Consider the following 23302-nt stretch of genomic DNA (forward strand, 5'->3'; position numbering starts at 1 on the left):
TCCCCGGCGGCTGCAACACGTGCGGCTATCGGAAGGCTTAGGCGTTGCCGGCGGGCACGAGCTCTACCTCGTCGGCCCACGTGAGCGGGAAGCCCAGCTGGTGCAGCCATTCCATGGCGTCGTCGCGGTGGCGGGTGATGCCCTCGACTGCGGTCAGGGTGGCATCGATAGCGCCCTCGGCCTCCTCGGCGCTCAGGTACCCGGCGGAGGTGGCGGCCGCGAGCTCGTCGATGTCCAAGACCTCGACCGGGCTGCCGGTCAGGGAGACCAGGTCGACGTAGAGATCCCGGGTGGACCACACGTTGTCGGTCACGGAGATATCCGCGATGTCGAAGTAGAAGTCCTGGGAGTGCTTGACGCCGGGGCGGAAGTGGAAGATATTGGCACGTAGGCGCAGCTCCGGCAGGAGCCAGGACTCCAGGTAGCCGAAGCGCGGGTGGTCGGCGCCGCGGCCCATGTAGAGGCCGAAGTCGGTGCGCTCGTAGCGGTCGACAGGGCGGTTGAAGCCCTTCGGGTCGATGTTGAAGTCCCGGCGGGTGTCGAAGGTTTCTTCCTTGACGGGGTGCAAGTCAACGCTCATGGGTTTACTTAACCTCCACGATGGCGGCGGTGGGGGCGAAGCGGCAGCTGCCTTCTTCGGTGTTGACGGCGCCGCTGAGCAGGGCGACGACGGTGCCGGGCCCGGTGGCGGCGCGGCCCGAGATGGTCGCCGGACCCTCCGGGTTGATCCCGTGGTTGCCCAGCGGGGTGACGCCGCTGCGGAAGTTGTTCAGGTTGAACCAGTGGACGTTCATCTGACCCTGGTTGGGCGTGGCCGGCTTGGTGCCCATGGCGGTGAAAAGGAAGGCGGTCTCGCCGGCGCCAGCGCCGGGGGCGGGGATCTCGGTCGGCCCCGGCACTGCGATGGCCGAGCCCATGGAATCCTGCGTTCCGCCGATGCAGCGGCCGGAGACGGTCGGCCAGTAGAACTGCCGGAAGTTCGGGCCGCCGACGGGGATGTCCACGCCGGTTTCGCCACCGCCCTGGCCGGTGGTATACGCCAGAGCCGCCAGGATGGCGTTGCGGGCGTCCTCCGGCATCCACGGCTGGTAGGCGAAGTCGCGCACCTTCTGGGCCGCCTGCGGGGTGGGCCGGCCCAGGTGATCCACCGGGAGCGAGGAGCCGACGGCGTCCTCGAGCTGCGCGCTCAGCTCGGCGGCAGAAGACGCGGCCGAGGAGGCGGGAGTCGGGACCTGCGGGGTGGCCTCGGCGGGGGAGACCGCGGCGACGAGAGCGCCGATCAGCCCGGCGGTCGCGGCTGACATGGCTACCGCGCGGCCGAGCCGGGAGCTCGGGCTCCGGCGGCGCTGGTGGTTGGCGTGGTCCGCGGAGGAAATGGTCACGATGAACGCAGTCCTTGGGTGGGGGATAAGTTCTAGTAGCAGAAGTCGTTGTCCGGCGGTGACTAATCTGACCCCAGGATTTGTGTCTGCAAGCCTCCTGAGTCACATTAGTCACAGCCGTAACAACTTCACCTGTAGCAACAGTATTCAATTTTTGGCAACAGTCAACTGGAAACTTGACTATTACTTCATCTTTCGTCGAATGTAATGGTTTCGTTACACATCCCAGTGCGGGGCAAATGCGGAAGCCGCTGCGGGGGCTGGGCGGGTGGCGGGGATTATTTTGGGCGATTTTTCGGTGGCCAATTCTGCAGCGAACCAGCAGGCGGGGTATCGTAGTACCCCGTTGAAAAATGTCCCGTTCCTGGGAGCTTGGGCGGCAAGAGCCTGCTCTCAGCAAGGAAAGCGGGAAACCCGAGATTCCATTGAAGGAGAATCGATTCGTGACCCATACTGAGTTCCGTAACGTCGCCATCGTCGCCCACGTTGACCATGGCAAAACCACCCTGGTCAACGGCATGCTGGAGCAGTCCGGCGCTTTCGGCGAACACGGCGAACACACGGACCGTGTCATGGACTCCAACGACCAGGAAAAAGAGCGCGGCATTACCATCCTGGCCAAGAACACCGCGATTACCCGTAAGGGCAAGGGCAAGGATGGTGCCGACCTTATTATCAACGTCATCGACACCCCGGGCCACGCCGACTTCGGCGGCGAGGTCGAGCGCGGTATCTCCATGGTCGATGGCGTCGTCCTGCTTGTCGATGCCTCCGAGGGTCCGCTGCCGCAGACCCGGTTCGTGCTGACCAAGGCCCTAGAGGCCAAGCTGCCGGTCATCATCGCCGTCAACAAGACCGACCGCCCGGATGCCCGCATCGATGAGGTCGTCACCGAATCCCAGGATCTCCTGCTGGAAATCGCCGCGGGCCTGGACGATCCGGACGCCGCAGCCGCCGCCGAGGAGTTGCTGGACCTGCCGGTGCTCTACGCCTCCGGCCGCGCCGGCATCGCCTCCACCGAGAACCCGGGCGACGGCAACGTGCCCGCCGGCGCGGACCTGCAGCCGCTCTTCGACGTCATCTACGACGTCCTGCCGGAGCCGTCGGCCACCATCGACGCCCCGCTGCAGGCGCACGTGACCAACCTGGACTCCTCCGACTTCCTGGGCCGTATCGCGCTGCTGCGTATCTACTCCGGCAGCATCAAGAAGGGCCAGCAGGTCGCCTGGATCCACTACGACGACGAGGGCAACCAGCACACCAAGACCGTCAAGGTCGCGGAGCTGCTGCGCACAGTCGGTTTCGAGCGCCAGCCGGCCGAGGACGCCATCGCCGGCGACATCGTGGCTATCTCCGGTATTTCCGACATCATGATCGGCGACACCATCGCGGATCCGGAGCAGCCGGAGGCCCTTCCGCGCATCACCGTCGATGAGCCGGCCATCTCCATGACCATCGGTGTCAACACCTCGCCGATGGCCGGCCGCGGCGGCGGCGACAAGCTGACCGCTCGCCTGGTCAAGGCCCGCCTAGACCAGGAGCTCATCGGTAACGTCTCCCTGCGCGTCCTGCCGACCGAACGCCCGGACGCCTGGGAGGTCCAGGGCCGCGGTGAGATGGCGCTGTCCGTGCTCATCGAGTCCATGCGCCGCGAGGGCTTCGAGCTGACCATCGGCAAGCCGCAGGTCGTCACCCAGGAAATCGACGGCAAGGTGCACGAGCCCTACGAGCTGATCACCATCGACGTGCCCTCCGAGCACCAGGGTGCGGTCACCCAGCTGATGGCCACCCGCAAGGGCCAGATGCAGTCCATGGACGTGCGCGAAGGCGACTGGGTTCGCATGGTCTTCCGCATTCCGGCCCGCGGCCTCATCGGCTTCCGCACCCAGTTCATGACGGAGACCCGCGGCGCGGGCATCGCCAACTCCATCTCCGACGGCTTGGACGTCTGGGCCGGCGAGATCAAGTCCCGCCCGACCGGCTCGCTGGTCGCCGACCGCACCGGCCAGATCACCCAGTACGCGCTGACCCAGCTGGCCGACCGCGGCAGCTTCTTCGTGGAGCCGGGAGACGAGGCCTATGAGGGTATGGTCGTCGGCGCCAACAACCGTGATGAGGACATCGACATCAACATCACGAAGGAAAAGAAGCTGACCAACATGCGCTCGGCCACCGCCGACGCCACGGTCACCCTCGCTAAGGCCCACACCCTGAGCCTGGAGGAGGCCCTCGAGTTCTGTGGCACCGACGAGTGCGTCGAGGTCGCCCCGAACGCCCTGCGCGTGCGCAAGGTGATCCTGTCCGCGACCGACCGCAAGCGCGCGGCTTCCCGCAACAAGCAGCTCAATAAGTAGTTCGCCCGAGCGTTAACTACCTCATCCCGCCCCACTGCACTAAAGTGGGGCGGGGTTTATTTCTTTTCCAGAAGGCAGGTGCACCGGTGACAAAGCCGTTTCGCGGCGCGATAGCGCTGCTAAGCGCCGGCCTGCTGGGCGGCGGGGTCGTAAGCGCCTGCGCGGCGAACCCGGGCCCGCCGCCGGTGGTGGAGGAGGCGCCGTCGGAGCCCTCGGCCACCTCGACCACGACCACCCCGCCGCCAGAGCCGGCCGAGCGCTCCCGGGTGGCCGTCGGCGTCGACCCGCTGCAGGCCGGGCTCAACCCGCACCTGCTCGCCGACAACCAGCAAGTCGTCGAAGACATCGCCGACCTCGTGCTGCCGTCTGTTTTCCACGGCGATCGGCTCGATACCGACGTGGTGGACTCCGCCGAGGAAGTCGAGCCCCCGGAGGGTGTGGCCCAGCGCCTGCGCTACGAGATTTCCTCGGCTGCCCAATGGTCCGACGGCACCCCGTTGACCTCGGCCGACTTCAGCTACCTGTGGGAGAAGATGCGCAGCACCCCGGGGGTCAAGTCCCCGGCCGCCTACCAGGCAATTAGCGCGGTCCATAGCTCCGACGGCGGCAAGATCGTCACCGTGGACTTGTCCACCCGCGTGGCGGACTGGCGCGTGCTGTTCCAACACCTCCTGCCAGCCCATCTGCTGGAGGAGGGCGACGCCTCCTTTAGTGCGGCCCTGGCCAACGACATTCCGGCCTCGGCCGGGCGCTTCCTGGTCGCCTCCGTGGACAACGCCCGCGGGATGATCACCTTGAACCGCAACGACCGCTACTGGGGCGCGGAGCCGGCCCAGCTGGACGTGGTCGAGCTGCACTACATGCGCTCTTCCCAGCAGGCCGTCAACATGCTGCGCACCGGGCAGGTCGGCTTCACCGACATCCGCCCGGAGCAGACCACCATGGAGTCGCTGTCCCTGGTTCCCGGCGTCGACGCCCAGACCCAGGGCGGGCTGCGACAGCTGCGCCTCCAGCTGTCCATCCGCACGCTTGCCGATGCCCCAGCCCGCCGCGCCCTAGCCAGCCTCGTCGACACCGATCAGCTGGCGCGCCTGGCCACCGGCCGCAGCGCCGATCTGGACGTCGCCCGCAACCCGGTCGGCGCGGGCGCGGATCTCACCCCGCTGCGCGAGTTCGCCGAGAACCGGCCCATCCGGCTGGCTGCGGACCCGTCCGACGTGCCCGCCACCAACGCCGCCCATGCCCTCGTGGACGTGTTGACCAGCCAGGGCATCGACGCCGAGGTGGTCGGGGAGAAGATGTCAGTGATCACCTCTACGCTGCTGCCCAACGAGCGCGCCGATGCCGTCCTCGCCTGGCACGACCTCAGCCTGCAGCCGGCGGACTTCGCCGATTATTTCGTCTGCCCGGGCCCCGAGAACAAGGCCGTCGGCGACCTGTCCGGCTATTGCCCGGAGGAAGCCGAGGCGCAGCTGGGACGTATCCTGGGAGGCGAATACTCGGGCGAACAGGCCCTCGAGCAGGTGCGCGCCCTGAACGCGGCCCAGACCCTCTACGTGCCGATTGTGGACGAGACCCGAGTGCACGCCGTGGGCCGGGGCATCGCGGGCCCTGCGGGCACACCCGCCGAGTGGTCGCTGGAATCCGCCCCAACCTGGAAAGAAGGAGAACGTGACGAAAACTAACCTGGATCTTGCGGGCTACCGCGTGCTGGTTACGCACGCGCATCCGGACGACGAGACGCTCTTTACCGGCGGCACCATCGCTGGCCTGAGCGGGCGCGGGGCCCAGGTGACCGTCGCAACGGCCACGCTGGGCGAAGAAGGCGAGGTCATCGGCGACAAATACCAGCACCTGGTGGCGGACGATGCCGACCAGCTGGGCGGATTCCGCATCGGGGAGCTCGACGCTGCCGTGGCTCACCTGGGCGCGCGCTCCGTGCTGCTGGGCGGGCCCGGCCAGTTCCGCGACTCCGGGATGGCAAGCTCTGCCGCCCACGCCAACCCGCGCGCCCTGGCCAACCGGGTGCCGGAGGCGGCCCAGCTCATCGCCCAGCTCATCGACGAGCTGCGGCCCAATGCCGTCTTCACCTACGGGCCCGACGGCGGCTACGGCCACCCCGACCACATCGCGGTGCACCAGGCCACCCACCAGGCCCTCCAGCAGGCCGGCTGGGCCGTTCCCCGGGTGTGGTGGGCCATCTACGAGCGCGAGCTGACGCTGGGCGCCCTGGACACACTGCGCCCGCCGGAGGGCTGGCAGCTGCCGAGCGCCGAGTACCTGGACAACTTCACCAACGCCGGCGCCGACCTCAAGGTCCGGCTCACCCCGGCCGCCTACCAGGCCAAGCGCCGCGCGATGGCGGCGCACGCGACCCAGATCTGGCTTGGCGACGGCACCGTCACCGAGACCAATCCGGAACCCGCCTGGGTGCAGGCGGCCAACCCGACCGAGGTGCCCACCGGCTACGCCCTGTCCAACCGCCTGCTGATGCCGCTGCCGCGCACCGAGTCCTACCAGCTAGCCCAAGGCCCATCGCCGCTCGGCGAGGGCATCCGCGGGCTGCTGGGGGAGCTAGACTCATGAGCGGCGAGGAGGCGCTCATCCGCACCGACTTCACGCGCGCCGAGGCCGCAGGCGGGCTGACCTGGCTCTGCCTGGGGGCGGCGCTGTCCTGCCTGCTGGAGGTGGTCTACCTCAACGCGTGGATTGGGCCGGTGCCGTTCCCGATAACCATCGTGGTGGCGTTCCTGTTCAACCATGTGCTAACCAAAACGGCGCGCCTGTGGAGCTCGAATACCCTGGTGGTGCTGCTGCCTTTGGTTGTGTGGATCCTGCTCTTCGCGATATTTTTGTTTGGCGTTGAAGTAACTGGGGATCAACTACTTGCCAATAATATTCGCACCGTGTGCCTGCTTTTTGCGGGCATCGCGGGCGGTGTCTGGCATTTTGTCAAGACGAAGTGACATACTATTTAACGGCCTAAAAACTGGATCAGGAGATGTTTTTCACCCATGACTTATACAATCGCCCAACCTTGTGTTGACGTGATGGACCGGTCCTGCGTCGAGGAGTGCCCGGTCGACTGCATCTATGAAGGCAAGCGTTCCCTCTATATCCACCCCGACGAGTGCGTGGACTGCGGCGCCTGCGAGCCCGCCTGCCCGGTGGAAGCCATCTTCTACGAGGACGACGTGCCGGACGAGTGGCTCGACTACAACGACGCCAACGCCGCCTTCTTCGACGACCTGGGTTCCCCGGGCGGGGCCGCCGCCCTGGGCCCGCAGGACTTCGACGCGCCGATGATTGCCGCGTTGCCGCCACAGAATCAGGAGTAGAAGCACCATGAACCGCACCCCGCTGGGGGAAAAGCTACCGGACTTTCCCTGGGACTCGCTGGCCGACGCCAAGGCCAAGGCCGCCGCGCACCCGGACGGAATCATCAACCTGTCCGTCGGGACCCCCGTGGACCCGGTCTCGCCGGGGGTGCAGCTGGGTTTGACATCGACGGCCGCGGAGCCAGGCTACCCCGCCACCGCCGGCTCGCCGGAGCTGCAACAGGCCATCGTGAGCGCAATGGAGCGGCGCTACCACGTCATCGGCCTGGACACGAAGTCGGTACTGCCGGTTATCGGTTCCAAGGAGGCCATCGCGTGGCTGCCCACCCTGCTGGGGCTGAGCGGCCACCGGATCGTGATCCCGGGCCTGGCGTACCCGACCTACGAGGTAGGCGCGCGGCTCGCCGACGCCGAGGTTGTCCGCGCCGACGATATCTCCGACTTCGGCGATGCCTCGCTGGTCTACCTCAACTATCCCGCCAACCCGACCGGGCAAGTCGCACCCATTGAGCACCTCCGCGAGGTCGTCGCCTGGGCACGGGCTCACGATGCCATCGTCGCCTCCGACGAGTGCTACCTCGGCCTAGGCTGGAACGATGACAACCCGCCGGTGTCCATCCTGGATCCGCGCGTGTGCGACGGCGACCACACCGGCCTGCTGGCCCTGCACTCGCTGTCCAAGACCGCCAACCTAGCGTCCTACCGCGCGGCGTTTATAGCCGGCGACCGCGACCTCGTCCAGGAGCTGCTGGCCGTGCGCAAGCACGCCGGCCTCATCGTGCCCGGCCCCATCCAGTCCGCGATGGTCGCCGCGCTTGAAGACGACGCCTCCGAGCAGCTGCAACGCCAGCTCTACGCCCGCCGGCGCGTGGCGCTGATAAAGGCGCTGACGGCAGCGGGTTTTAGCATTGACCACTCCGACGGCGGGCTTTACCTGTGGGCCACCCGCGGCGAGGACTGCCGGGCGACCGTCGACTGGCTGGCCGAGCGCGGCATCCTGGTCGCACCTGGCGACTTCTACGGTCCGGCCGGCAAGCAGTACATCCGCATGGGGCTTAACGGCACCGACGAGGGGATCGCCGCCGCGGTGGAGCGCCTGGGGCGCTAGTGCCACCCATCGGCTGCCGGGAGGGCATCTCCCCGCAAAAGACCGTCCTGCGCGGCCATGTTCCTTCGGAAGGGGAGTACTGGGCCGCCCGCGCCGGCGACTCCCCCTTCGCCGAAGGAGAGAAGCTCTGCCCCGGCCAGCCGCTGCCGCGGCCCGTGCCCGCGTGGTTCCACCCCGCCGTGGCTGAGGAAGAGGAGATCCCGTTCCACCACCGCGTCCTCTTTACCGACGAGGACCTCATCGTGGTGGACAAGCCGCATTTTCTGCCGACGACGAGCAACGGGCGCATCGTCCGCAATACCGTCCAGACCCGCCTCCGCCTGGAATTCGGCGAGGACGAGATCGTGCCCATTCACCGGCTGGACCGGCTGACCGCGGGGTTGGTCGTCTGCTCCCGCAGGCGCGCTACCCGCGGCGCCTACCAACAACTTTTCGCCCAGCGCCGCGTGCGCAAACACTACCGCGCGGAGCTTAGCGCCCCGCTGGATGTCGACGGGCTCATCACCCTGCCCATGCGCAAAAAACCCGGCCAGCGCCGCGTGACCGTCGATGCCGCCGGTACCACCACCCGCACCCGAGTCCGCGCGCACGGGCGAGTGGCCGATCTGTGGCCGGAGACTGGGCACACGCACCAGCTGCGGGTGTTGCTGAATCATTTGGGCGCGCCGATCGCCGGCGACGACACCTACCCAACCGACCGTGGCCTGGACCTTTACGATTTTTCCCGGCCGCTGAAGCTCTGGCACACCAGCCTTAGTTTTACCGATCCATTGCAAGGCACGCAGCGCCGGTTTTCACTCCCGCAGTAGTGGCGGAGTATTCTCGAGTAGTTATTGTTGTTATCCGCAGGCCTGAAAAGGTAGTTCATGAGTGAGCAGAGCATCGCGCGCATGGCGGCCAACCTCCGGCAGTTCATCAAGTTCGGCATGGTGGGCGGCTCGGGCGCGCTGGTTAACTTTGCCGTCTTCGTGCTATGCAAGAAGATTTCCGAGGACTTCTTCCACGTGCACGAAACCGACGTCTGGTTCCCGATTCTAGGCACCGAATTCAACGTGCGCTGGTACAACGTGTTCATGGTGATCGCTTTCCTCGTGGCCAACACGTGGAACTACCAGCTCAACCGCATGTGGACTTTCAAATCAGTCAACAGCGTGTCCTGGCTGCGCGGCTTCTTCCCCTTCCTGCTCACCGGGCTGGGCGCGCTGGTCGTCTCACAGATTTTCATGGTGCTGCTGATGAACCCCACCACGCCAATCGGCCTGCCGCGCGAGATCTTCGACGATTCCACCGGCCTGCGCACCATGTCCTACTGGGCCAACATGATTTCGGTCATCCTCGCCATGCCGGTCAACTTCATCATCAACAAGCTCTGGACCTTCCGCTCGCGGCCCGAGGGGCCGCGCGTCGTCCACGAGCAGGAGCCCGCCTAGCGCTTATTCTCGGCCCGCGCGCCCTTCGCGCTCACGGGCAGGGGACTGGTGCGCGGTTTTGGTTTGCCGGTGACCGCGAAGGGTTCATGCGCGGTAGCGCCGGTCGGCCGGCTACTCGTATGTTCAGCAAAACGTTCCTCGCGCGCCCTTCGCGCTCACGGGTAGAGCATTGGTGCGTGGATTTGGCTTGCTGGTGACCGCGAAGGGCTCATGTGTGGTCGAGCTAGCGGGAAAGACGGCTGCCTAGCCACTAGTTAGTCATCGAATGAGGCGTCCAAGAGCCGCTGGTCGCGTGCGCGGAGGAGGTTGATGATGAGCGGGGTGAAAACTAGTCCACCGAGAAATCCCAAGATAGCGCCGACGATGATGCCGCTGGCCGTATCAAGCTTGCCCGCCTGGTAGGTGTTGTAAAACATGCCCGCTGTCATGATCGCAGCTGGTAGAGCGACTAGCGCGGTGGAAAGAAGACGCGGGGTAGTGGGCTTTGGGCGGGGTACGTGTTTGATCATCCATTGGGTGCTGATCATTTCAGCGAGGACGTAGGGAAAAATCACCACTACGGAGACTTGGGAGAGCTGCCCTTCCAAGAGCCAGGCGAAGATTGCGCCGACGGTGTACAAGCTGAAGACCATCGTGGAATACCCCACGGCGTAGGACTTGTAGACCACCTCCCGCTGGTACTCGTCCTCGGTGCACGCCTCGACCTGCTCAAAGGTGTGATTCGCGATGTGATCGGCGATCGACATGCCGGGTAGTCCTTTCTGTGCTCGTGCCCTGTCGCCGAAGACAGATACAAAGCGAGGTAGACGGGAGAAGCTCACGACACCGCGCCATCGGCGCACCAGGCGCCAGTGGCGCAACAATCCCATCCTCGTGACTTAGCGTAGAGGCTCCCCGGGCGACAGGGCAAAACTTAGAGGTTCCAGTGCCACTTCCAGGCTGGCTCGCGGCTCGCATAGGTCAAGTTCTTGGGGCTGTTCCTGGTGCGCCGCTTGATGGCATCGTGAATCTGGTTGATCACGCTGGGCAGGTTGAAACGAATGCAGTCGCCGGTAAACCTAAGCACCAGGTAACCATGGTTCTGGCCGGAGTTGGATTTCATGCGGTCGAGGATGAAGTTGCGGTGCTGGCTATGGTAGGTATACCCGTCGACCTCGATGAGAATCTTCCACCGCCGCAGCTCCAGGTCGAAGCGGTAACCGGCCACGACCGAGTTATGAATCGGGTAGATCCCCTCTTTACGCAGGGCTCGCGCCAGTTCCCGCTCGCGGAGCGAATCCGTGCCGATGGCGCACTCGCGCAGGCAGGCCCTCAGTCCCTTGGGTATCCGCCCCATCCGGCGCCTGTCCTTAGTTAGCCGGGCCCGTCCATCTTTTCCGTGGTAGTGCGCTTCCAGCATGGGCCCGCTGCGCTCCGGACAGCGCCGCGCCGCCCACAAGGGTTCCACGACCCGCAATCCGTTGACCTCCTGTTTCGACCGCATCCGCGAATGCACGACGCGGAAATTCTCGCCCACGATGGTCCGCGGCCCCTCCAGCGTTAGTGGAAAACTGAGCGGTAGCCCGCAGTGCACCTCCATGGCGCTTCGCCCGGCGAGCGCCGCACGCGGATACGCTGCCAGCAGGCACATAGCGACCTCGCGCGCGCTCGGTTGCTGGTCCGTGTAGACGCCGCGATGGATACGAAAAAGTCGGCCCTCGGCCAGCAGCATTCGAATCCGCCGCTTGCCGATGCCCTCTTCCCGCAGCCGCGCAGTCGTCCACATCGCCATGTACCTAAAGCTAGGTAGCGGGCAGAGTCATTGCCAGAGGAGAGGGCGGAAAAGACCGGAAAACGCCAAAAATAGTTGGCCCACGCCAGTTTCTGGCGGCGCGACCTGCAATGTGCCCATCCTAAATGGTGACGTTGCTACCAAGTGGGTAGGCCGCGGGGGTGATCGCCGCTTAGCGCGCCCTTCGCGGTCACGGGCGCGGGCGAAATGTGCACCAGCGCGCTGCCGGTGACCGCGAAGGGTTCATTTTCGTCTGCGCATCAGCAGCAAGGGCAACAGCAGCAGGCGAAACAGCAGCCAGACAAGCAGCAGCCGGCGCAAGACGCTGGCACACCAGAACCCGGCACAAAGAAAAGGCGCCCACCGCACGGTGAGCGCCCAGCCGGCCAGCTGCTAAGGCAGGTCCAGCGTCGAGGTCGGGGAGATGCCGCGGACCTTCGAGTTGATGAACCCGGCAACCGCCAGCACCGCGAACATGGCGGCGGCGGAGGCGAGCTGGATGCGGGAGGAGGCATCGCTGAGCATGAGCACGGCGATGCCGGCCAGCGCAATCAGCGTCAGCCACGTCAGGTAGGGGTAGGCCCACATGCGGATGGGAAGCTCGTAGCGGGCCTCGAGCTGGCGGCGCAGGCGCAGCTGCGCGACCGCGATGAAGGTCCACACGATAAGCAGGGAAGCGCCCGCCGAGTTGAGCATGAAGGTCAGCAGCCAGCCGGTGTCGGCGTAGTTGAGCACGACCATGACGGCGGCCAGCGCGACCGACAGCCCGATGGCGGGCAGCGGCACGCCGTGGGTGTTGGTGCGGGCGAAGATGCGCGGGGCCTCGCGGCGGGTGGCCAGGGAGTGCATCATGCGGGAGGAGGCGTAGATTTGCGCGTTGAAGGCGGACAGCAGCGCCAGCACGATGATGACCTCCATGAGGCCGGCCGCGAACGGGATGCCGGCGTGTTCGAGCACGCGGGTAAACGGCGAGGCGGCGGCGGTATCGGAATCGCCCAGCGAGGAGTAGGGCAGCAGGAAGGTAATCACCAGCACGGATCCCAGGTAGAATACCGAGATGCGCAGGATGGTCGAGCGCACGGCGTTGACCAGGGAGCGTTTCGGATCCTCCGACTCGGCGGAGGCGATGGCGACGACCTCGATGCCGCCGAAGGCGAAGGCGACCGCCAGCAGACCGGTGGCCACGCCGGACAGGCCGTTGGGCATGAAGCCGTCATCTAGGAAGATCTCGGTGCCCACGAAGGTGTGGCCGGGTAGCAGGCCGAAGATGAGCGCCAGGCCCAGCAGCAGGAAAGTGACGATGACGACGACCTTGATGGCGGCGAACCAGTACTCGAACTCGCCGAAGGAGCGCACGTGCAGAAGGTTAATCACGCCGAAGATGGCCACGCACACGGCCGCGGGAATCCACGGCGGCACGGCCAGCCACGCGCCGATGAAGGCGGCGGCGCCGGTGATTTCGGCGCCCAGCACGGCCACGGTGGCCAGCCAGTAGATCCAGCCCTGCGTGAAGCCCGCCCAGCGTCCGATGCCGTGCTCGGCGTACTCGGAAAACGAGCCGGAAGCGGGGATGACGGTGCCCATCTCGCCGAGCATCTGCATCACGAGGATGGCCAGCGCGCCGGCGATGACATAAGCGACAAGCACCGCCGGCCCAGCGGCGGCGATGGCCACCCCGGTTCCGAGGAAGAGCCCGGCACCGATGGTGGAGCCTAGGCCCATCATAGTCAGGTGGCGGACCTTCAGGCCGTGGCCGAGGGTAGCGGCGGGAGTAGGTTCAGCAGTAGACACTCTTCAAGTGTAAAACGCGCATAAGAAAGGACCCCCGAAGGGGTCCCTGGCAGCTTAATTCTTGTGGAGGTCGGAGTTGAGGGCCACGGCCGCGGCCTTCCACTCGGTGGCCTCCACCGCGCCGGTCACGGAGTGGCGGCGCAGCAGCACGCCGGAAGCGCCCGAGAGCTGAGCGGCCTTGACCTGCTCGCCCGGCTCGACGCCGGCGGCCTCAGCGACCTTGCCGTAGACGGTCACGCGGGTGCCCGCGGTAACGTAGAGGCCCGCCTCGACCACGCAGTCGTCGCCCAGCGAGATGCCGACGCCGGAATTGGCGCCGAGCAGGCAGCGCTCGCCCAAGGAGATGACCTCCTTGCCGCCGCCGGACAGCGTGCCCATGATGGAGGCGCCGCCGCCGATATCGGAGCCGTCCCCGACCAGGACGCCGGCGGAGATGCGGCCCTCGACCATGGACGCGCCCAGGGTGCCGGCGTTGAAGTTGACGAAGCCCTCATGCATGACGGTGGTGCCCTCCGCCAGGTGGGCACCCAACCGGACGCGGTCGGCGTCCCCAATGCGCACGCCGGAGGGGATGACGTAGTCGACCATGCGGGGGAACTTGTCCACCGAGTAGACGGTGACCGGACCGCGGGAAGCCAGGCGGCCGCGCACCATCTGGAAGTCGGAGACGGCGCAGGGGCCGTAGTTGGTCCACACGACGTTGGCCAGGTGGCCGAAGATGCCGTCCATGTTCAGCTCGTGCGGGCGGACCGCGCGGTGGGACAGCAGGTGCAGGCGCAGGTAGGCGTCGTAGGTGTCGATGGGGGCATCGTCAAGCGAGGCGATGCCGGTGGCAACCGCCACTCGGGCGACGCCGCGCTCCTCGTCGGGGCCTACCAGCTCAGCGAACTGCTGGGGGACCTCATCCAGCTGGGTGGTGCCGGACTGCTCCACCGGCTGGTCGGTGTGGACGGCCGGGAACCAAACATCCAAGACCGTGCCGTCGTGGGTGATGGTCGCGAGTCCGCGGGCGGATGCTGAAGTCATAGTGTGAAAATGCCTCGTGAAAAAATCGATGGGAATATGCCACGTATTCAGTTGTTTAGACTCACGTTGAGCCAGTTTAGCTAATTAGCGTTTGTTGCGCCCCACCTGGCTGCGCGCGCCGGTCGGTAGCGCGAAGGACAGCACGATGAGGATGGCGGACATCGCCATCACGGCGCCGATCTGGGCGCGGGCGGCCGGGTCGAAGAGCATCAGCACAATCAGTGCGCCCAAGGCGGCCAGCACGATCCACGGCACGTACGGGAAGCCGGGCGTGAGCAGCTGGGTCAGCTCGCCGTTGGCCTTCATCTCCGGGTGCAGCTTCAGGTAGGAACAGACAACCAGGATCCAGATGACCAGCAGACACCCGCCCACGGCGTTGAAGAGGAAGGTCAGCAGCCCCGGCGGGTTCCAGTACTGCAGGCCGACGGAGGCGAAGGCGAAAATCATGGACAGCACGACAGCGTTGCGCGGTGAGCCCTGGGCGTTGGTAAACAGGAAGGCGTGGTGGGCGTTGCCGTCGCGGGCCATATCGAAGACCAGACGGGAGGTTGCGTAAATCTGGGCGTTGAACGCGGACAGCAGGGCCACGACGATGACCAGCTCCATGAAGCCGGCCACGGCCGGGATGTTGGCGGTGCCCATCACCAGGGCGAACGGGGACTGGGAGGCGTCGTCGGCGTCCTGGATCTGCTCGAAGGGGAGCAGTAGAGCAATGACGGCGACCGAGCCCAGGTAGAACACGATGATGCGGAAGATGATGGCGCGCACGGCAGTGGAAACGTTGTGCGCGGGATCCTCCGATTCCGCGGCGGCGATGGTCACCAGCTCGATGCCGCCGAAGGCGAAGGCGACCGCCAGCAGGCCGGCGGCGAAGCCGGGGATGCCGTTGGGCAGGAAGTTATCGGTGAAGTTCTCCGTGGCGACGAAGGTCGTGCCCGGCCACAGGCCGGTGACCATCAGCACGCCCAGCGCGAGGAAGGCGACGATCACCGCGACCTTGATGACGGCGAACCAGAATTCGAACTCGCCGAAGCCGCGTACGGAGGCGAAGTTAATGACCGCGAAGATCAGCACCGCGATGAGCGCTGGGATCCACGGCTCGACGCCGAACCAGCCGCCGATGATGGCCGCCGCGCCGGTGATCTCGGCGCCCATGACCATCACCAGCATGAACCAGTACAGCCAGCCGCAGGTAAACCGCGCCCAGTTGCCGAAGGCCTGGCCGGCGTAGGTCGAAAAGGAACCCAGCGACGGGCGGGCGGAGGCCATTTCCCCCAGCATTCGCATGATCAGGGCGATCAAGGCGCCCGCGATGGCATAGGCAATGAGAATAGATGTGCCGGCGATGTGGATGCCCACGCCCACGCCCAGAAACAGTCCGGCGCCGATGGCAGAGCCCAGGCCCATCATAGTCAGGTGGCGGGTTTTCAGCCGATGAGGTTTCTCCGTTGCCATTGAATTCTCCAACCCAGATTTGCGATATGTCGATCCCGCTGCAATACAGCGAGTGTTTGCTGGGAGTTTACACGTTCGTCACCAAGGTCACGCCCGCCACCCCCGCCTTAAGCGGTAGCATGGCCGGTTGTGAGTACCCCGAAGCCGAATTACCTAGATCTGCTGACTTGTCCGATCGAGCTGACCAAGCAGCTGGTGGACATCCCCAGCCCCTCCCACCACGAGGAGGCCATCGCCGACGCGATTGAGGCCGCCCTCCGGACAATTGAGGAGGTGGAGGTGGCCCGCTTCGGCAACACCGTCTGCGCCCGCACCCACCGCGGGCTGGACTCCCGCGTCGTGCTGGCCGGGCACGTGGACACGGTACCGCTGGCCGACAACGTGCCGCACCATATGGAAGGCGAGACGATGTTCGGCTGCGGCACGGTCGACATGAAGTCCGGCCTGGCCGTTTACCTGAACGCTTTCGCGACCCTGGCTAACGATGCCTCCTTGGACCACGATCTCACCCTCATCGCCTACGAGGGCGAGGAGGTCGCCACCGAGTACAACGGGCTGGGCCACATCCAGCGCGACAACCCGGAGTGGCTGGCCGGGGACTTGGCACTGCTGGGCGAGCCCTCCGGCGGGATGATCGAGGCCGGCTGCCAGGGCAGCATCCGCCTGCGGGTCACCGCCCGCGGCACCCGCGCGCACTCGGCCCGCGCCTGGCTCGGCTCCAATGCCGCCCACACCCTGGCCCCGGTCATCAATAACATCGCCGCCTACCAGCCCCGCGACGTCGAAATCGACGGTTGCGTCTATAAGGAAGGCATCAACATCGTGCACTTGGAGGCCGGCGTGGCGACCAACACCATCCCGGACGAGGCGTGGCTGTTCGTCAACTACCGCTTTGCGCCCGATCGCAGCTCGGAGGAGGCCATGGCCCACCTGCGCGAGGTTCTTGGCGAGCACGAGAACGTCGACATCGAGGTCGACGACGTCGCCGGGCCCGCGCTGCCCGGCCTGGGCCAGCCCGCGGCCGCCGCGCTCATCGATGCCGTCGGCGGCCAGGTCCGCGCCAAGTATGGCTGGACCGACGTGGCCCGCTTCTCGGAGATGGGCACCCCGGCCGTGAACTTCGGCTGCGGGGATCCCGGCTTCGCACACAAGCCGGACGAGCAGTGCCCGGTCGACCAGATAACCGAGGTCGCCGGCGTCCTGCGCCAGTACCTGACCACCACGAACTCTTAAAAGAAAACTCTTAAAAACCAAGAAGGGGAGCCGTTGCCGATGGCACCGCAGAAAAACAATCAGAAGCACCTTTCTGAGGGCTACCACCGCACCCTGCGCGGCCCGCTGCTTCTGCGCACCGAGGGCGAGCAGGAGTCGACCTACGACCAGCGCCTGCTACAGTCGGGCGCGGACCACGAGTGGCAGCACGCCGACCCGTGGCGCGTGCTGCGCATCCAGGGCGAGTTCGTCGCCGGCTTCGACGCGCTGTCGAAGCTGCCCAAGGCCGTGACCGTCTTCGGCTCGGCGCGCACGCCGGAGGACGCCCCCTCCTACGCCCAGGCCGTCGAACTGGGCAACAAGCTAGTCGGCGCGGACTACGCCGTCATCACCGGAGGCGGCCCCGGCATCATGGAGGCTGCCAACCGCGGCGCGCACGAGGCCGGCGGCATGTCCATCGGCTTAGGCATCGAGCTGCCCTTCGAGCAGGGCCTGAACCAGTACGTCGACCTGGGCCTGAACTTCCGCTATTTCTTCGCCCGCAAGACCATGTTCCTGAAGTACTCCCAGGCTTTCGTCTGCCTGCCGGGCGGGATGGGCACCATGGACGAGTTCTTCGAGGTCGCCTGCATGGTCCAGACCGGCAAGGTGACCAACTACCCGATCGTCCTGCTCGGCACCGAGTACTGGTCCGGCCTGGTGGAGTGGATGAAAAAGCGCCTGGTCGCCGACGGCTACATCAACGAGACCGACCTGGACCTGTTCCTGGTCACGGACTCGGTGGACGAGGCCGTCGAGCACATCGTCAGCGCGCACGCCATCATGACCGACGGGCGCATCCGCGATCTCTAAACCCATGCCACACCACGCTATCGCCCAGGTCATGGCGATCATCAACCGCACCCCGGACTCTTTCTACGACAAGGGCAGCACCTTCGAGCTGGACCGCGCCCTGGCGCGCTGCGAGCAGGTCGTTGCGGAGGGGGCATCGATAGTCGATGTCGGCGGCGTCAAAGCCGGGCCCGGCACGCAGGTCGATGCCGCCGAGGAGATCGACCGCGTCGTGCCCACCATCGCGGCCATCGCCGAGCACCACCCGGACGTCGTCGTGTCCGTCGACACCTGGCGCGCAGAGGTTGCCGATGCCGCCATCGCCGCCGGTGCCCGACTCGTCAACGACACCTGGGCGGGCGTCGACCCGCAGCTCATCGAAGTCGCCGGCCAGCACCGCGTCGGCTACGTCTGCTCGCACACCGGCGGGATCACCCCGCGCACCCGCCCGCACCGCGTGCACTTCGACGACGTGGTCGCCGACGTCATCGCGGAGACCACCGCCTTGGCCGAGAAGGCCGCCGGTTTAGGCTGCCCGGAGGAGCTGGTTTTTATCGACCCCACGCACGACTTCGGCAAGAACACCTTCCACGGGCTCGAGCTGCTGCGGCGCATCGACGAGGTCGTGGACACCGGCTGGCCGGTGCTCATGGCGCTGTCGAACAAGGACTTCGTGGGCGAGACCGTTGGCCGCGGGGTAGGGGAGCGCGTCGCCGGGACGCTGGCGGCCACGGCCTGGGCCGCGGCCCGCGGGGTGGCGGCCTTCCGCGTGCACGAGGTCGCCGAGACCGTCGATGTCATCCGCATGACCGGCGCCATCGCCGGGCAGTGCGCCCCGATGGCCACGACGCGGGGGCTGGCGTGAGAGTCTCCGTTGTCATCCCGGCGCTCAACGAGGAAGCCACCGTGGCCCGGGTCGTTACCGCCTGCCTGGCCGATTGCCCGCACGAGGTCTTAGTCATCGACTCAGACTCCACCGACGCCACCGCCGCCGAGGCCGCGGGCGCGGGGGCGACGGTGGTCAACTGGCGCGAGGTGCTCGGAAGCATTGCGCCGGTGCCCGGCAAGGGCGAGTCTCTGTGGCGCGGGGTCGCCGCGGCGAGCGGCGACGTCGTGGTCTTCGTCGACGCCGACTTGGACTCGGCCGAACCCGGCATGGTCAACGCCCTGGCCAGCCCTTTTGAGGACCCGGGGATCCACCTGGTCAAGGCCCATTACGAGCGCACCCTGGGCGGGCAGGCCAGCGGCGGCGGCAGGGTCACGGAGCTTGCCGCCAAGCCGCTGCTGAGCCTGTTCTTCCCGGAGCTTACCGATATCTACCAGCCGCTGGGCGGGGAGTACGCCCTGCGCCGGGAAACCGCGCTTCAGCTGCCCTTCGTCTCCGACTACGGGGTCGAGGCCGGCCTGCTGATTGATGTCTGGCGGGCGTTCGGGAGGGCATCGATAGCGCAGGTGCCGCTGGCCCCGCGGCGTCACCGCAACAAGCCGCTGGAGCAGCTGGCCCCCATGGCGGACGTGGTGGCGCAGACCATCCTCGCGCGCGCCGGGGCCGGAGTCCCCGAGGTGGCCGAGCGGCCGGCGCTTGCTGGTATCCTCAAACCATGATTTCTTGGCTCGTGCTGATCGTGGTGCTGGGCGCCCTCGTCGTCGTGGGCACGTGGCTGTGGGGCAAGCTGGTAGGCCCTGGGCCCGTCATGGAGGCCGTTCCGAACCCGCAGGCCGCGGACCAGCACAACGATGCCGCCCTCGCCGCCGGCAACTACGCTGCCCTGGAATTCGACGTCGCCCGCCACGGCTACCGCCAGGACCAAGTTGACCGCGTGATCGCGGCGCTGTCCGCCGAGCTGGAACGGTACCGGGCCGCCACCCCGGATCTGAATAAAGGATAGACTGGGAAGAAGCAGTAATCCTTTGTAAAGAAAGTGTGGAAACCATGGCAGCTATGAAACCTCGTACCACGGGCGGAGCGATGGAAGCGGTGGAAGAATCGCGCAAGATTGTCATGCGGATCCCCTCCGACGGCGGCGGGCGAATCGTCATCGAGCTGTCCAAGGAAGAGGCGGCGGAGCTCGGTTCGTTGCTGACCGAAGTCGCCAGCTAGAGTAGGTCTATGCTTTCCGACATCATTGATCTTTTGGCGGATCCCGCCGACGGAAGTGCCCTTTCGGGCGCGGATGAGTTTTCTCGCCTCGTGTCCGGGACCGGCCACAGCTACGACGTGGCCAAGCAGGGCTACGTGACGCTTGCGGTCGGGGCGGGGCTCAAGCACCAGGGCGATAACATGGACATGGTCAACGCCCGCGAGACTTATCTGGCGAGGGGGCATTTCGCCCCCTTCGTCGAGGCCGTGACCGGCAGCATCCAGGACGTCGTGGAGCCGGTGGCTGACGATGTCGCCCCGAGCATCCTCGAGGTCGGCGCCGGCACTGGCTACTATCTGGCGCACACGCTCGACTCGATAGCGGGCTCGCGCGGGGTGGGCCTGGACATCTCCCCGCACGCGGCCAAGCACCTGGCCAAGGCCCACCCGCGGATCGGCGCCGTGGTCGCCGACGTCTGGGAGCGCTTGCCGCTGCGCGATAACAGCGTGCACGCCATCTCCGTGGTTTTCGCGCCGCGCAACCCCGCCGAATTCCGCCGCATTCTGGCCCCGGGCGGACAGATCGTCGTGCTCACTCCCGAGGTGGGACACCTGGACGAGCTGCGCGAGCCGCTGGGCATCCTGGGCGTGGAAGAAGGCAAGATTGACCGCATGTACGAGCAGGCCAGCGGCTACCTCGAGCAGGCCGCCGACCCGGTCGATATCTCTTTCCCCATCACCTTGGACAAGGAGTCCATCCGCGATCAGGTCGGGATGAGCCCCTCGGCGCGACACATCAGCGCCGCCGAGCTCGACGAGCGCCTGGCGGCCCTGCCGACGACGCTGTCGGTCACCGCCCGCGCCCGCCTCGACCGCCTGCGCGCGGTCTAAGCCGGGTCCGTTTCTCCTAAGAGCCGGCGCGCTCCCACTCGCGCAGGATTTCGGCGTCGCCGCTGGTGCGCAGGCCGCTGCAGCCGCCGGTGAAGTAGACGCGCGAGGCCATGGCCACCTGGCCGCCGTCGGCAAAGACCTCGACGGTAGAGCCGTCGATGATGATGGTCAGCGAGTCAGAGTCATCTTCGGCGAGGGTGACGGTGGCGGGGGCGTCGTCGGCGTAGAGATCCTGAAACTTGGAGCAGCGCTTGAGGGTGAGCTCCTCGCCGGAGTGGGTCACGACCGCGGCCGGATCCCCGTCGGCGTCCAGTAGCTCCACCGCCAGGTGCGAGCCGGCCGGGACGTTGAGCAGGCCGACCCAGGAGCGCGCCCGGGAGGACTCGGCGACCGCGTCCGGCAGGCCTACCGCCGGGGTCTGGAAGAGCTTGCCGCCCTGCAGCGTGACGTGGCGCGGCAGGGAGAGCACGTTGGCCCAGCCCTCCTCGGTGAAGGAGGGGTGCGTGGTGGCATCGTCAGCGCGGCCCTGGCCGTTCATGAGGCCGAACAGGCGCGACTGCTCGAAGCGCTGCTGCTGGTCGACCGTGCCCGGCATGTAGTTCGTGGTGCGCGGGCGGGTGAAATCGTGCCCGAAGTCCAGCTGCTGGAAGCCGGTGTGCACGCTAAACACGGTGCCCTCCAGGCGCCCGACCAGGTAGCCGGAGACCTCCCGGTCGCCGCGCTCGATGGTCACCAACAGCACGTCGTAGATGTGGTCGTCGACCTGGTCGCGCAGGCGGATGATGCGCGGCGAGACGACCGGCGGCAGGTCCCCGCCGGCGCTCCAGCCGGACAGGCCGGTGTCGCCTGCAAAGGTCAGCGGGCCGGAAAAGGTCCAGGAGGTGCCGTCCTCGGAGTGGAGGATGACCGGCTGCGGGGCCTCCGTGGTGCCGGTCAGCGCCAGCATGATCCAGCCGGCGTGCCCCTCGTCGCGGTCGGCCTCGGCCCAGCCCGGCACGACGCAGGGGGAGCGGAAGCGGGAGAAATCGGTGGTGTCGGCGGCGACGGTGCCCACCCGCTGGATGGCCGCGTCCAGGGTGGACGGGTCGTCGGAGACCTCGCAGACGCGGTCGAAGTCCTTGTCCTGGGCCAGGGCCACGGTGCTGCCCGTCGACGTCACGGAGGTGAAGTACAGGTTGACGCCGGCATCGACAGCCGCGACGGCGCCGGCGCGCAGGGTGATTTCGCCGCCGGCCGGGGCGAGCACGTCGTCGCACTCCAGCCAGTCGAAGGGCATCTCCTCGGAGAAGACGTGGCCCCACCGGGCGCCCTGCCCGGGTTGCGCGCGGTACTGGAAGTACAGGTGCCAGGTCGTCCCGTCCAGCAGCGCGCCGGCGGGAGCGTCCAGGATCCCGCTTTCCGGAGCGAAGTGAAGCTCGGGATGATGAATGTGGATTGGCAAGAAAGACTCCTTAAAACTCAGACCAGCGAGCGGTAGATATCGACCGTTTGCTGCGCGATTGTCGCCCAGGAAAACTCCTCCACGGCGCGCTGCCGGCCGGCCTCGCCGTACTGGCGGGCGCGGTCGGGGTGCACCGCAAGGGCGTTGACGGCCTGGGCGATGTCCGCCTCGAAGGCGGCGTCGTCGGCATCGTAGGGCACCAGCGTACCCGTAACCCCGTCGCGCACGACTTCCGGAATGCCTCCCACGCGGGAGGCCACGACCGCGGTGCCGCACGCCATGGCCTCGAGGTTAACGATTCCCAGAGGCTCGTAGATGGACGGGCACACGAAAATATCCGCGCCGGTGTAGACCTGCTGGACGCGGTTGTGGTCGAGCATCTCCTTGACCCAGAAAACCCCGTCGCGCTCGGCGCGCAGCGTGTCGACCAAGGCCTCGGTGCGCGTGGCGATCTCCGGGGTATCGGGGGCGCCGGCGCACAGCACCAGCTGGATGTCTGGGTCGAAGGCTCGGGCGGCGCGCAGTAGGTGCTCCACGCCCTTCTGGTGGGTAATCCGGCCCACGAAGGCGACCACCGGCCGCTGGCCGTCCACGCCCAGTTGCGCCAGGTAGTCGCCGTGACGCGGCTGCCAGCGCTGCGTATCGATGCCGTTGAGCACCACGTGCACCTTGTCCGCGTCGATGCGCGGGTAGGCGTCCAGGATGGTGTCCTTCATGCCGGCGGAGACGGCGATGACGGCGTCGGCGGATTCCATGGCGTTGCGCTCGGACCAGCTGGAGATGCCGTAGCCGCCGCCCAGCTGCTCGCGCTTCCACGGGCGGTGCGGCTCCAAGGAGTGGGCCGTTACCACGTGCGGGATGCCGTAGAGTAGGCCCGTCAGGTGGCCGCCCAAGCCGGAATACCAGGTGTGCGAGTGCACCACGTCCAAGTTGTCGGCCGCGTGCGCCATCCGCAGGCCGGTCGACAGGGGCTTGAGGGCGGGGTTGGCGTCGGCCAGCGCGCTGTCGGGGCCGTGGGCAAAGACACCGGCCTCGTCGCGGTCGGCGCCCATGCAGTGGACGTCGACGTCGATGATGTCGCGCATGAAGCGAGTCAGCTCAGCCACGTGGACCCCGGCGCCCCCGTAGATCTCGGGAGGGTATTCCTTGGAAAAGATTCCGGCTCTCATGCCCTCCCAGAATAATGATTAAT

24 protein-coding genes are annotated in these 23302 nt (G+C 66.8%); 15 read left to right on the top strand and 9 right to left on the bottom strand.

Annotation, left to right across the window (positions count from 1 at the left end):
- Positions 1–37: 37 nt before the first annotated feature.
- Both CCONF_RS04610 and CCONF_RS04615 read right to left on the bottom strand, forming a co-directional pair.
- The gene (locus tag CCONF_RS04610) at positions 38–580 is read right to left on the bottom strand and encodes a ribonuclease FAU-1 family protein (RefSeq protein WP_290225706.1); all 543 of its coding nucleotides are present in this window, start codon (positions 578–580) and stop codon (positions 38–40) included.
- A gap of 4 nt (positions 581–584) precedes the next feature.
- Positions 585–1304, bottom strand: a complete 720-nt coding sequence (locus CCONF_RS04615; protein WP_290226256.1) for an Rv1157c family protein — start codon at positions 1302–1304, stop codon at positions 585–587.
- Positions 1305–1825: 521 nt separating this feature from the next.
- Between CCONF_RS04615 and typA the strand changes: the two genes are divergently transcribed.
- From typA to CCONF_RS04655, 8 genes are all read left to right on the top strand, one after another.
- On the top strand, positions 1826–3736 hold the full coding sequence (gene typA, locus CCONF_RS04620; protein ID WP_290225708.1) for a translational GTPase TypA: 1911 nt from the start codon (positions 1826–1828) through the stop codon (positions 3734–3736).
- Positions 3737–3822: 86 nt separating this feature from the next.
- The gene (locus CCONF_RS04625) at positions 3823–5421 is read left to right on the top strand and encodes an ABC transporter family substrate-binding protein (protein WP_290225711.1); all 1599 of its coding nucleotides are present in this window, start codon (positions 3823–3825) and stop codon (positions 5419–5421) included.
- A complete protein-coding gene (mshB, locus tag CCONF_RS04630; RefSeq protein ID WP_290225713.1) occupies positions 5408–6322 on the top strand; it encodes an N-acetyl-1-D-myo-inositol-2-amino-2-deoxy-alpha-D-glucopyranoside deacetylase in 915 nt (304 codons plus the stop codon). Before CCONF_RS04625 ends, mshB begins: the two co-directional genes overlap by 14 nt.
- Positions 6319–6702: a hypothetical protein gene (locus CCONF_RS04635; RefSeq protein WP_290225716.1), complete on the top strand. Its 384-nt coding sequence runs from the start codon at positions 6319–6321 to the stop codon at positions 6700–6702. The genes mshB and CCONF_RS04635 overlap by 4 nt, the downstream gene beginning before the upstream one ends.
- 48 nt (positions 6703–6750) lie before the next feature.
- Complete coding sequence (fdxA, locus tag CCONF_RS04640) at positions 6751–7074, top strand: ferredoxin (protein ID WP_070769427.1); 324 nt, start codon at positions 6751–6753, stop codon at positions 7072–7074.
- 7 nt (positions 7075–7081) lie between these two features.
- Entirely contained in the window at positions 7082–8182 is a 1101-nt protein-coding gene (gene dapC, locus CCONF_RS04645) for a succinyldiaminopimelate transaminase (protein WP_290225719.1), read from the top strand.
- Positions 8183–8190: 8 nt separating this feature from the next.
- Positions 8191–8991 (top strand): pseudouridine synthase, encoded by an 801-nt coding sequence (locus CCONF_RS04650; RefSeq protein ID WP_290226258.1) that lies wholly within the window; start codon positions 8191–8193, stop codon positions 8989–8991.
- A 57-nt stretch (positions 8992–9048) separates the two neighbouring features.
- Positions 9049–9612, top strand: a complete 564-nt coding sequence (locus CCONF_RS04655) for a GtrA family protein (RefSeq protein WP_290225722.1) — start codon at positions 9049–9051, stop codon at positions 9610–9612.
- 254 nt (positions 9613–9866) lie between these two features.
- On the opposite strand, the gene CCONF_RS04660 is transcribed toward CCONF_RS04655, so the two are convergent.
- The 5 genes from CCONF_RS04660 to CCONF_RS04680 form a co-directional block, all read right to left on the bottom strand.
- A complete protein-coding gene (locus tag CCONF_RS04660; RefSeq protein WP_290225724.1) occupies positions 9867–10358 on the bottom strand; it encodes a hypothetical protein in 492 nt (163 codons plus the stop codon).
- Positions 10359–10525: 167 nt separating this feature from the next.
- Positions 10526–11383 carry a type IV toxin-antitoxin system AbiEi family antitoxin domain-containing protein gene (locus CCONF_RS04665; RefSeq protein ID WP_290225726.1) on the bottom strand — a complete coding sequence of 286 codons (858 nt, stop codon included), beginning with the start codon at positions 11381–11383 and terminating at the stop codon, positions 10526–10528.
- Between the two features lie 393 nt (positions 11384–11776).
- Positions 11777–13108, bottom strand: coding sequence for an amino acid permease (locus CCONF_RS04670; RefSeq protein ID WP_353959519.1), 1332 nt, complete (start codon positions 13106–13108; stop codon positions 11777–11779).
- A 120-nt stretch (positions 13109–13228) separates the two neighbouring features.
- Positions 13229–14200 carry a 2,3,4,5-tetrahydropyridine-2,6-dicarboxylate N-succinyltransferase gene (gene dapD / locus CCONF_RS04675; protein ID WP_290225730.1) on the bottom strand — a complete coding sequence of 324 codons (972 nt, stop codon included), beginning with the start codon at positions 14198–14200 and terminating at the stop codon, positions 13229–13231.
- Positions 14201–14284: 84 nt separating this feature from the next.
- Positions 14285–15655 carry an amino acid permease gene (locus CCONF_RS04680; RefSeq protein WP_290225732.1) on the bottom strand — a complete coding sequence of 457 codons (1371 nt, stop codon included), beginning with the start codon at positions 15653–15655 and terminating at the stop codon, positions 14285–14287.
- Between the two features lie 129 nt (positions 15656–15784).
- On the opposite strand from CCONF_RS04680, the gene dapE reads away from it, so the two are divergent.
- Genes dapE through CCONF_RS04715 form a run of 7 tightly spaced genes read left to right on the top strand, consistent with a single transcriptional unit; the run spans position 15785 to position 20669 of the window.
- Positions 15785–16888: a succinyl-diaminopimelate desuccinylase gene (gene dapE / locus CCONF_RS04685; protein WP_290225734.1), complete on the top strand. Its 1104-nt coding sequence runs from the start codon at positions 15785–15787 to the stop codon at positions 16886–16888.
- Between the two features lie 39 nt (positions 16889–16927).
- Positions 16928–17719, top strand: coding sequence for an LOG family protein (locus CCONF_RS04690; RefSeq protein WP_290225736.1), 792 nt, complete (start codon positions 16928–16930; stop codon positions 17717–17719).
- 31 nt (positions 17720–17750) lie between these two features.
- The gene (gene folP, locus CCONF_RS04695; protein ID WP_435384096.1) at positions 17751–18563 is read left to right on the top strand and encodes a dihydropteroate synthase; all 813 of its coding nucleotides are present in this window, start codon (positions 17751–17753) and stop codon (positions 18561–18563) included.
- Positions 18560–19303, top strand: coding sequence for a glucosyl-3-phosphoglycerate synthase (locus CCONF_RS04700; RefSeq protein ID WP_290225740.1), 744 nt, complete (start codon positions 18560–18562; stop codon positions 19301–19303). Before folP ends, CCONF_RS04700 begins: the two co-directional genes overlap by 4 nt.
- Positions 19300–19587 (top strand): cell division protein DivIVA, encoded by a 288-nt coding sequence (locus tag CCONF_RS04705; RefSeq protein ID WP_290225742.1) that lies wholly within the window; start codon positions 19300–19302, stop codon positions 19585–19587. The genes CCONF_RS04700 and CCONF_RS04705 overlap by 4 nt, the downstream gene beginning before the upstream one ends.
- 44 nt (positions 19588–19631) lie before the next feature.
- Positions 19632–19799, top strand: coding sequence for a DUF3117 domain-containing protein (locus CCONF_RS04710; protein WP_070769414.1), 168 nt, complete (start codon positions 19632–19634; stop codon positions 19797–19799).
- A 9-nt stretch (positions 19800–19808) separates the two neighbouring features.
- Positions 19809–20669 carry a methyltransferase domain-containing protein gene (locus CCONF_RS04715; RefSeq protein ID WP_290225745.1) on the top strand — a complete coding sequence of 287 codons (861 nt, stop codon included), beginning with the start codon at positions 19809–19811 and terminating at the stop codon, positions 20667–20669.
- A 16-nt stretch (positions 20670–20685) separates the two neighbouring features.
- On the opposite strand, the gene CCONF_RS04720 is transcribed toward CCONF_RS04715, so the two are convergent.
- The gene (locus tag CCONF_RS04720; protein WP_290226261.1) at positions 20686–22104 is read right to left on the bottom strand and encodes a GH32 C-terminal domain-containing protein; all 1419 of its coding nucleotides are present in this window, start codon (positions 22102–22104) and stop codon (positions 20686–20688) included.
- Between the two features lie 23 nt (positions 22105–22127).
- The gene (glgA, locus tag CCONF_RS04725) at positions 22128–23279 is read right to left on the bottom strand and encodes a glycogen synthase (RefSeq protein ID WP_290225747.1); all 1152 of its coding nucleotides are present in this window, start codon (positions 23277–23279) and stop codon (positions 22128–22130) included.
- Positions 23280–23302 lie beyond the last annotated feature (23 nt).

Source organism: Corynebacterium confusum, from assembly GCF_030408715.1.
Taxonomy (GTDB): Bacteria; Actinomycetota; Actinomycetes; order Mycobacteriales; family Mycobacteriaceae; genus Corynebacterium; species Corynebacterium confusum.

Bases quoted from the DNA above. Each gene is read 5' to 3' on its own strand.
- CCONF_RS04610 (WP_290225706.1), bottom strand. From the start codon at position 580: ATGAGCGTTGACTTGCACCCCGTCAAGGAAGAAACCTTCGACACCCGC.
- CCONF_RS04615 (WP_290226256.1), bottom strand. From the start codon at position 1,304: ATGTCAGCCGCGACCGCCGGGCTGATCGGCGCTCTCGTCGCCGCGGTC.
- CCONF_RS04635 (WP_290225716.1), top strand. From the start codon at position 6,319: ATGAGCGGCGAGGAGGCGCTCATCCGCACCGACTTCACGCGCGCCGAG.
- fdxA (WP_070769427.1), top strand. From the start codon at position 6,751: ATGACTTATACAATCGCCCAACCTTGTGTTGACGTGATGGACCGGTCC.
- dapC (WP_290225719.1), top strand. From the start codon at position 7,082: ATGAACCGCACCCCGCTGGGGGAAAAGCTACCGGACTTTCCCTGGGAC.
- CCONF_RS04655 (WP_290225722.1), top strand. From the start codon at position 9,049: ATGAGTGAGCAGAGCATCGCGCGCATGGCGGCCAACCTCCGGCAGTTC.
- CCONF_RS04660 (WP_290225724.1), bottom strand. From the start codon at position 10,358: ATGTCGATCGCCGATCACATCGCGAATCACACCTTTGAGCAGGTCGAG.
- CCONF_RS04665 (WP_290225726.1), bottom strand. From the start codon at position 11,383: ATGGCGATGTGGACGACTGCGCGGCTGCGGGAAGAGGGCATCGGCAAG.
- CCONF_RS04670 (WP_353959519.1), bottom strand. From the start codon at position 13,108: ATGATGGGCCTAGGCTCCACCATCGGTGCCGGGCTCTTCCTCGGAACC.
- dapD (WP_290225730.1), bottom strand. From the start codon at position 14,200: ATGACTTCAGCATCCGCCCGCGGACTCGCGACCATCACCCACGACGGC.
- CCONF_RS04680 (WP_290225732.1), bottom strand. From the start codon at position 15,655: ATGGCAACGGAGAAACCTCATCGGCTGAAAACCCGCCACCTGACTATG.
- CCONF_RS04690 (WP_290225736.1), top strand. From the start codon at position 16,928: ATGGCACCGCAGAAAAACAATCAGAAGCACCTTTCTGAGGGCTACCAC.
- folP (WP_435384096.1), top strand. From the start codon at position 17,751: ATGGCGATCATCAACCGCACCCCGGACTCTTTCTACGACAAGGGCAGC.
- CCONF_RS04705 (WP_290225742.1), top strand. From the start codon at position 19,300: ATGATTTCTTGGCTCGTGCTGATCGTGGTGCTGGGCGCCCTCGTCGTC.
- CCONF_RS04710 (WP_070769414.1), top strand. From the start codon at position 19,632: ATGGCAGCTATGAAACCTCGTACCACGGGCGGAGCGATGGAAGCGGTG.
- CCONF_RS04715 (WP_290225745.1), top strand. From the start codon at position 19,809: ATGCTTTCCGACATCATTGATCTTTTGGCGGATCCCGCCGACGGAAGT.
- glgA (WP_290225747.1), bottom strand. From the start codon at position 23,279: ATGAGAGCCGGAATCTTTTCCAAGGAATACCCTCCCGAGATCTACGGG.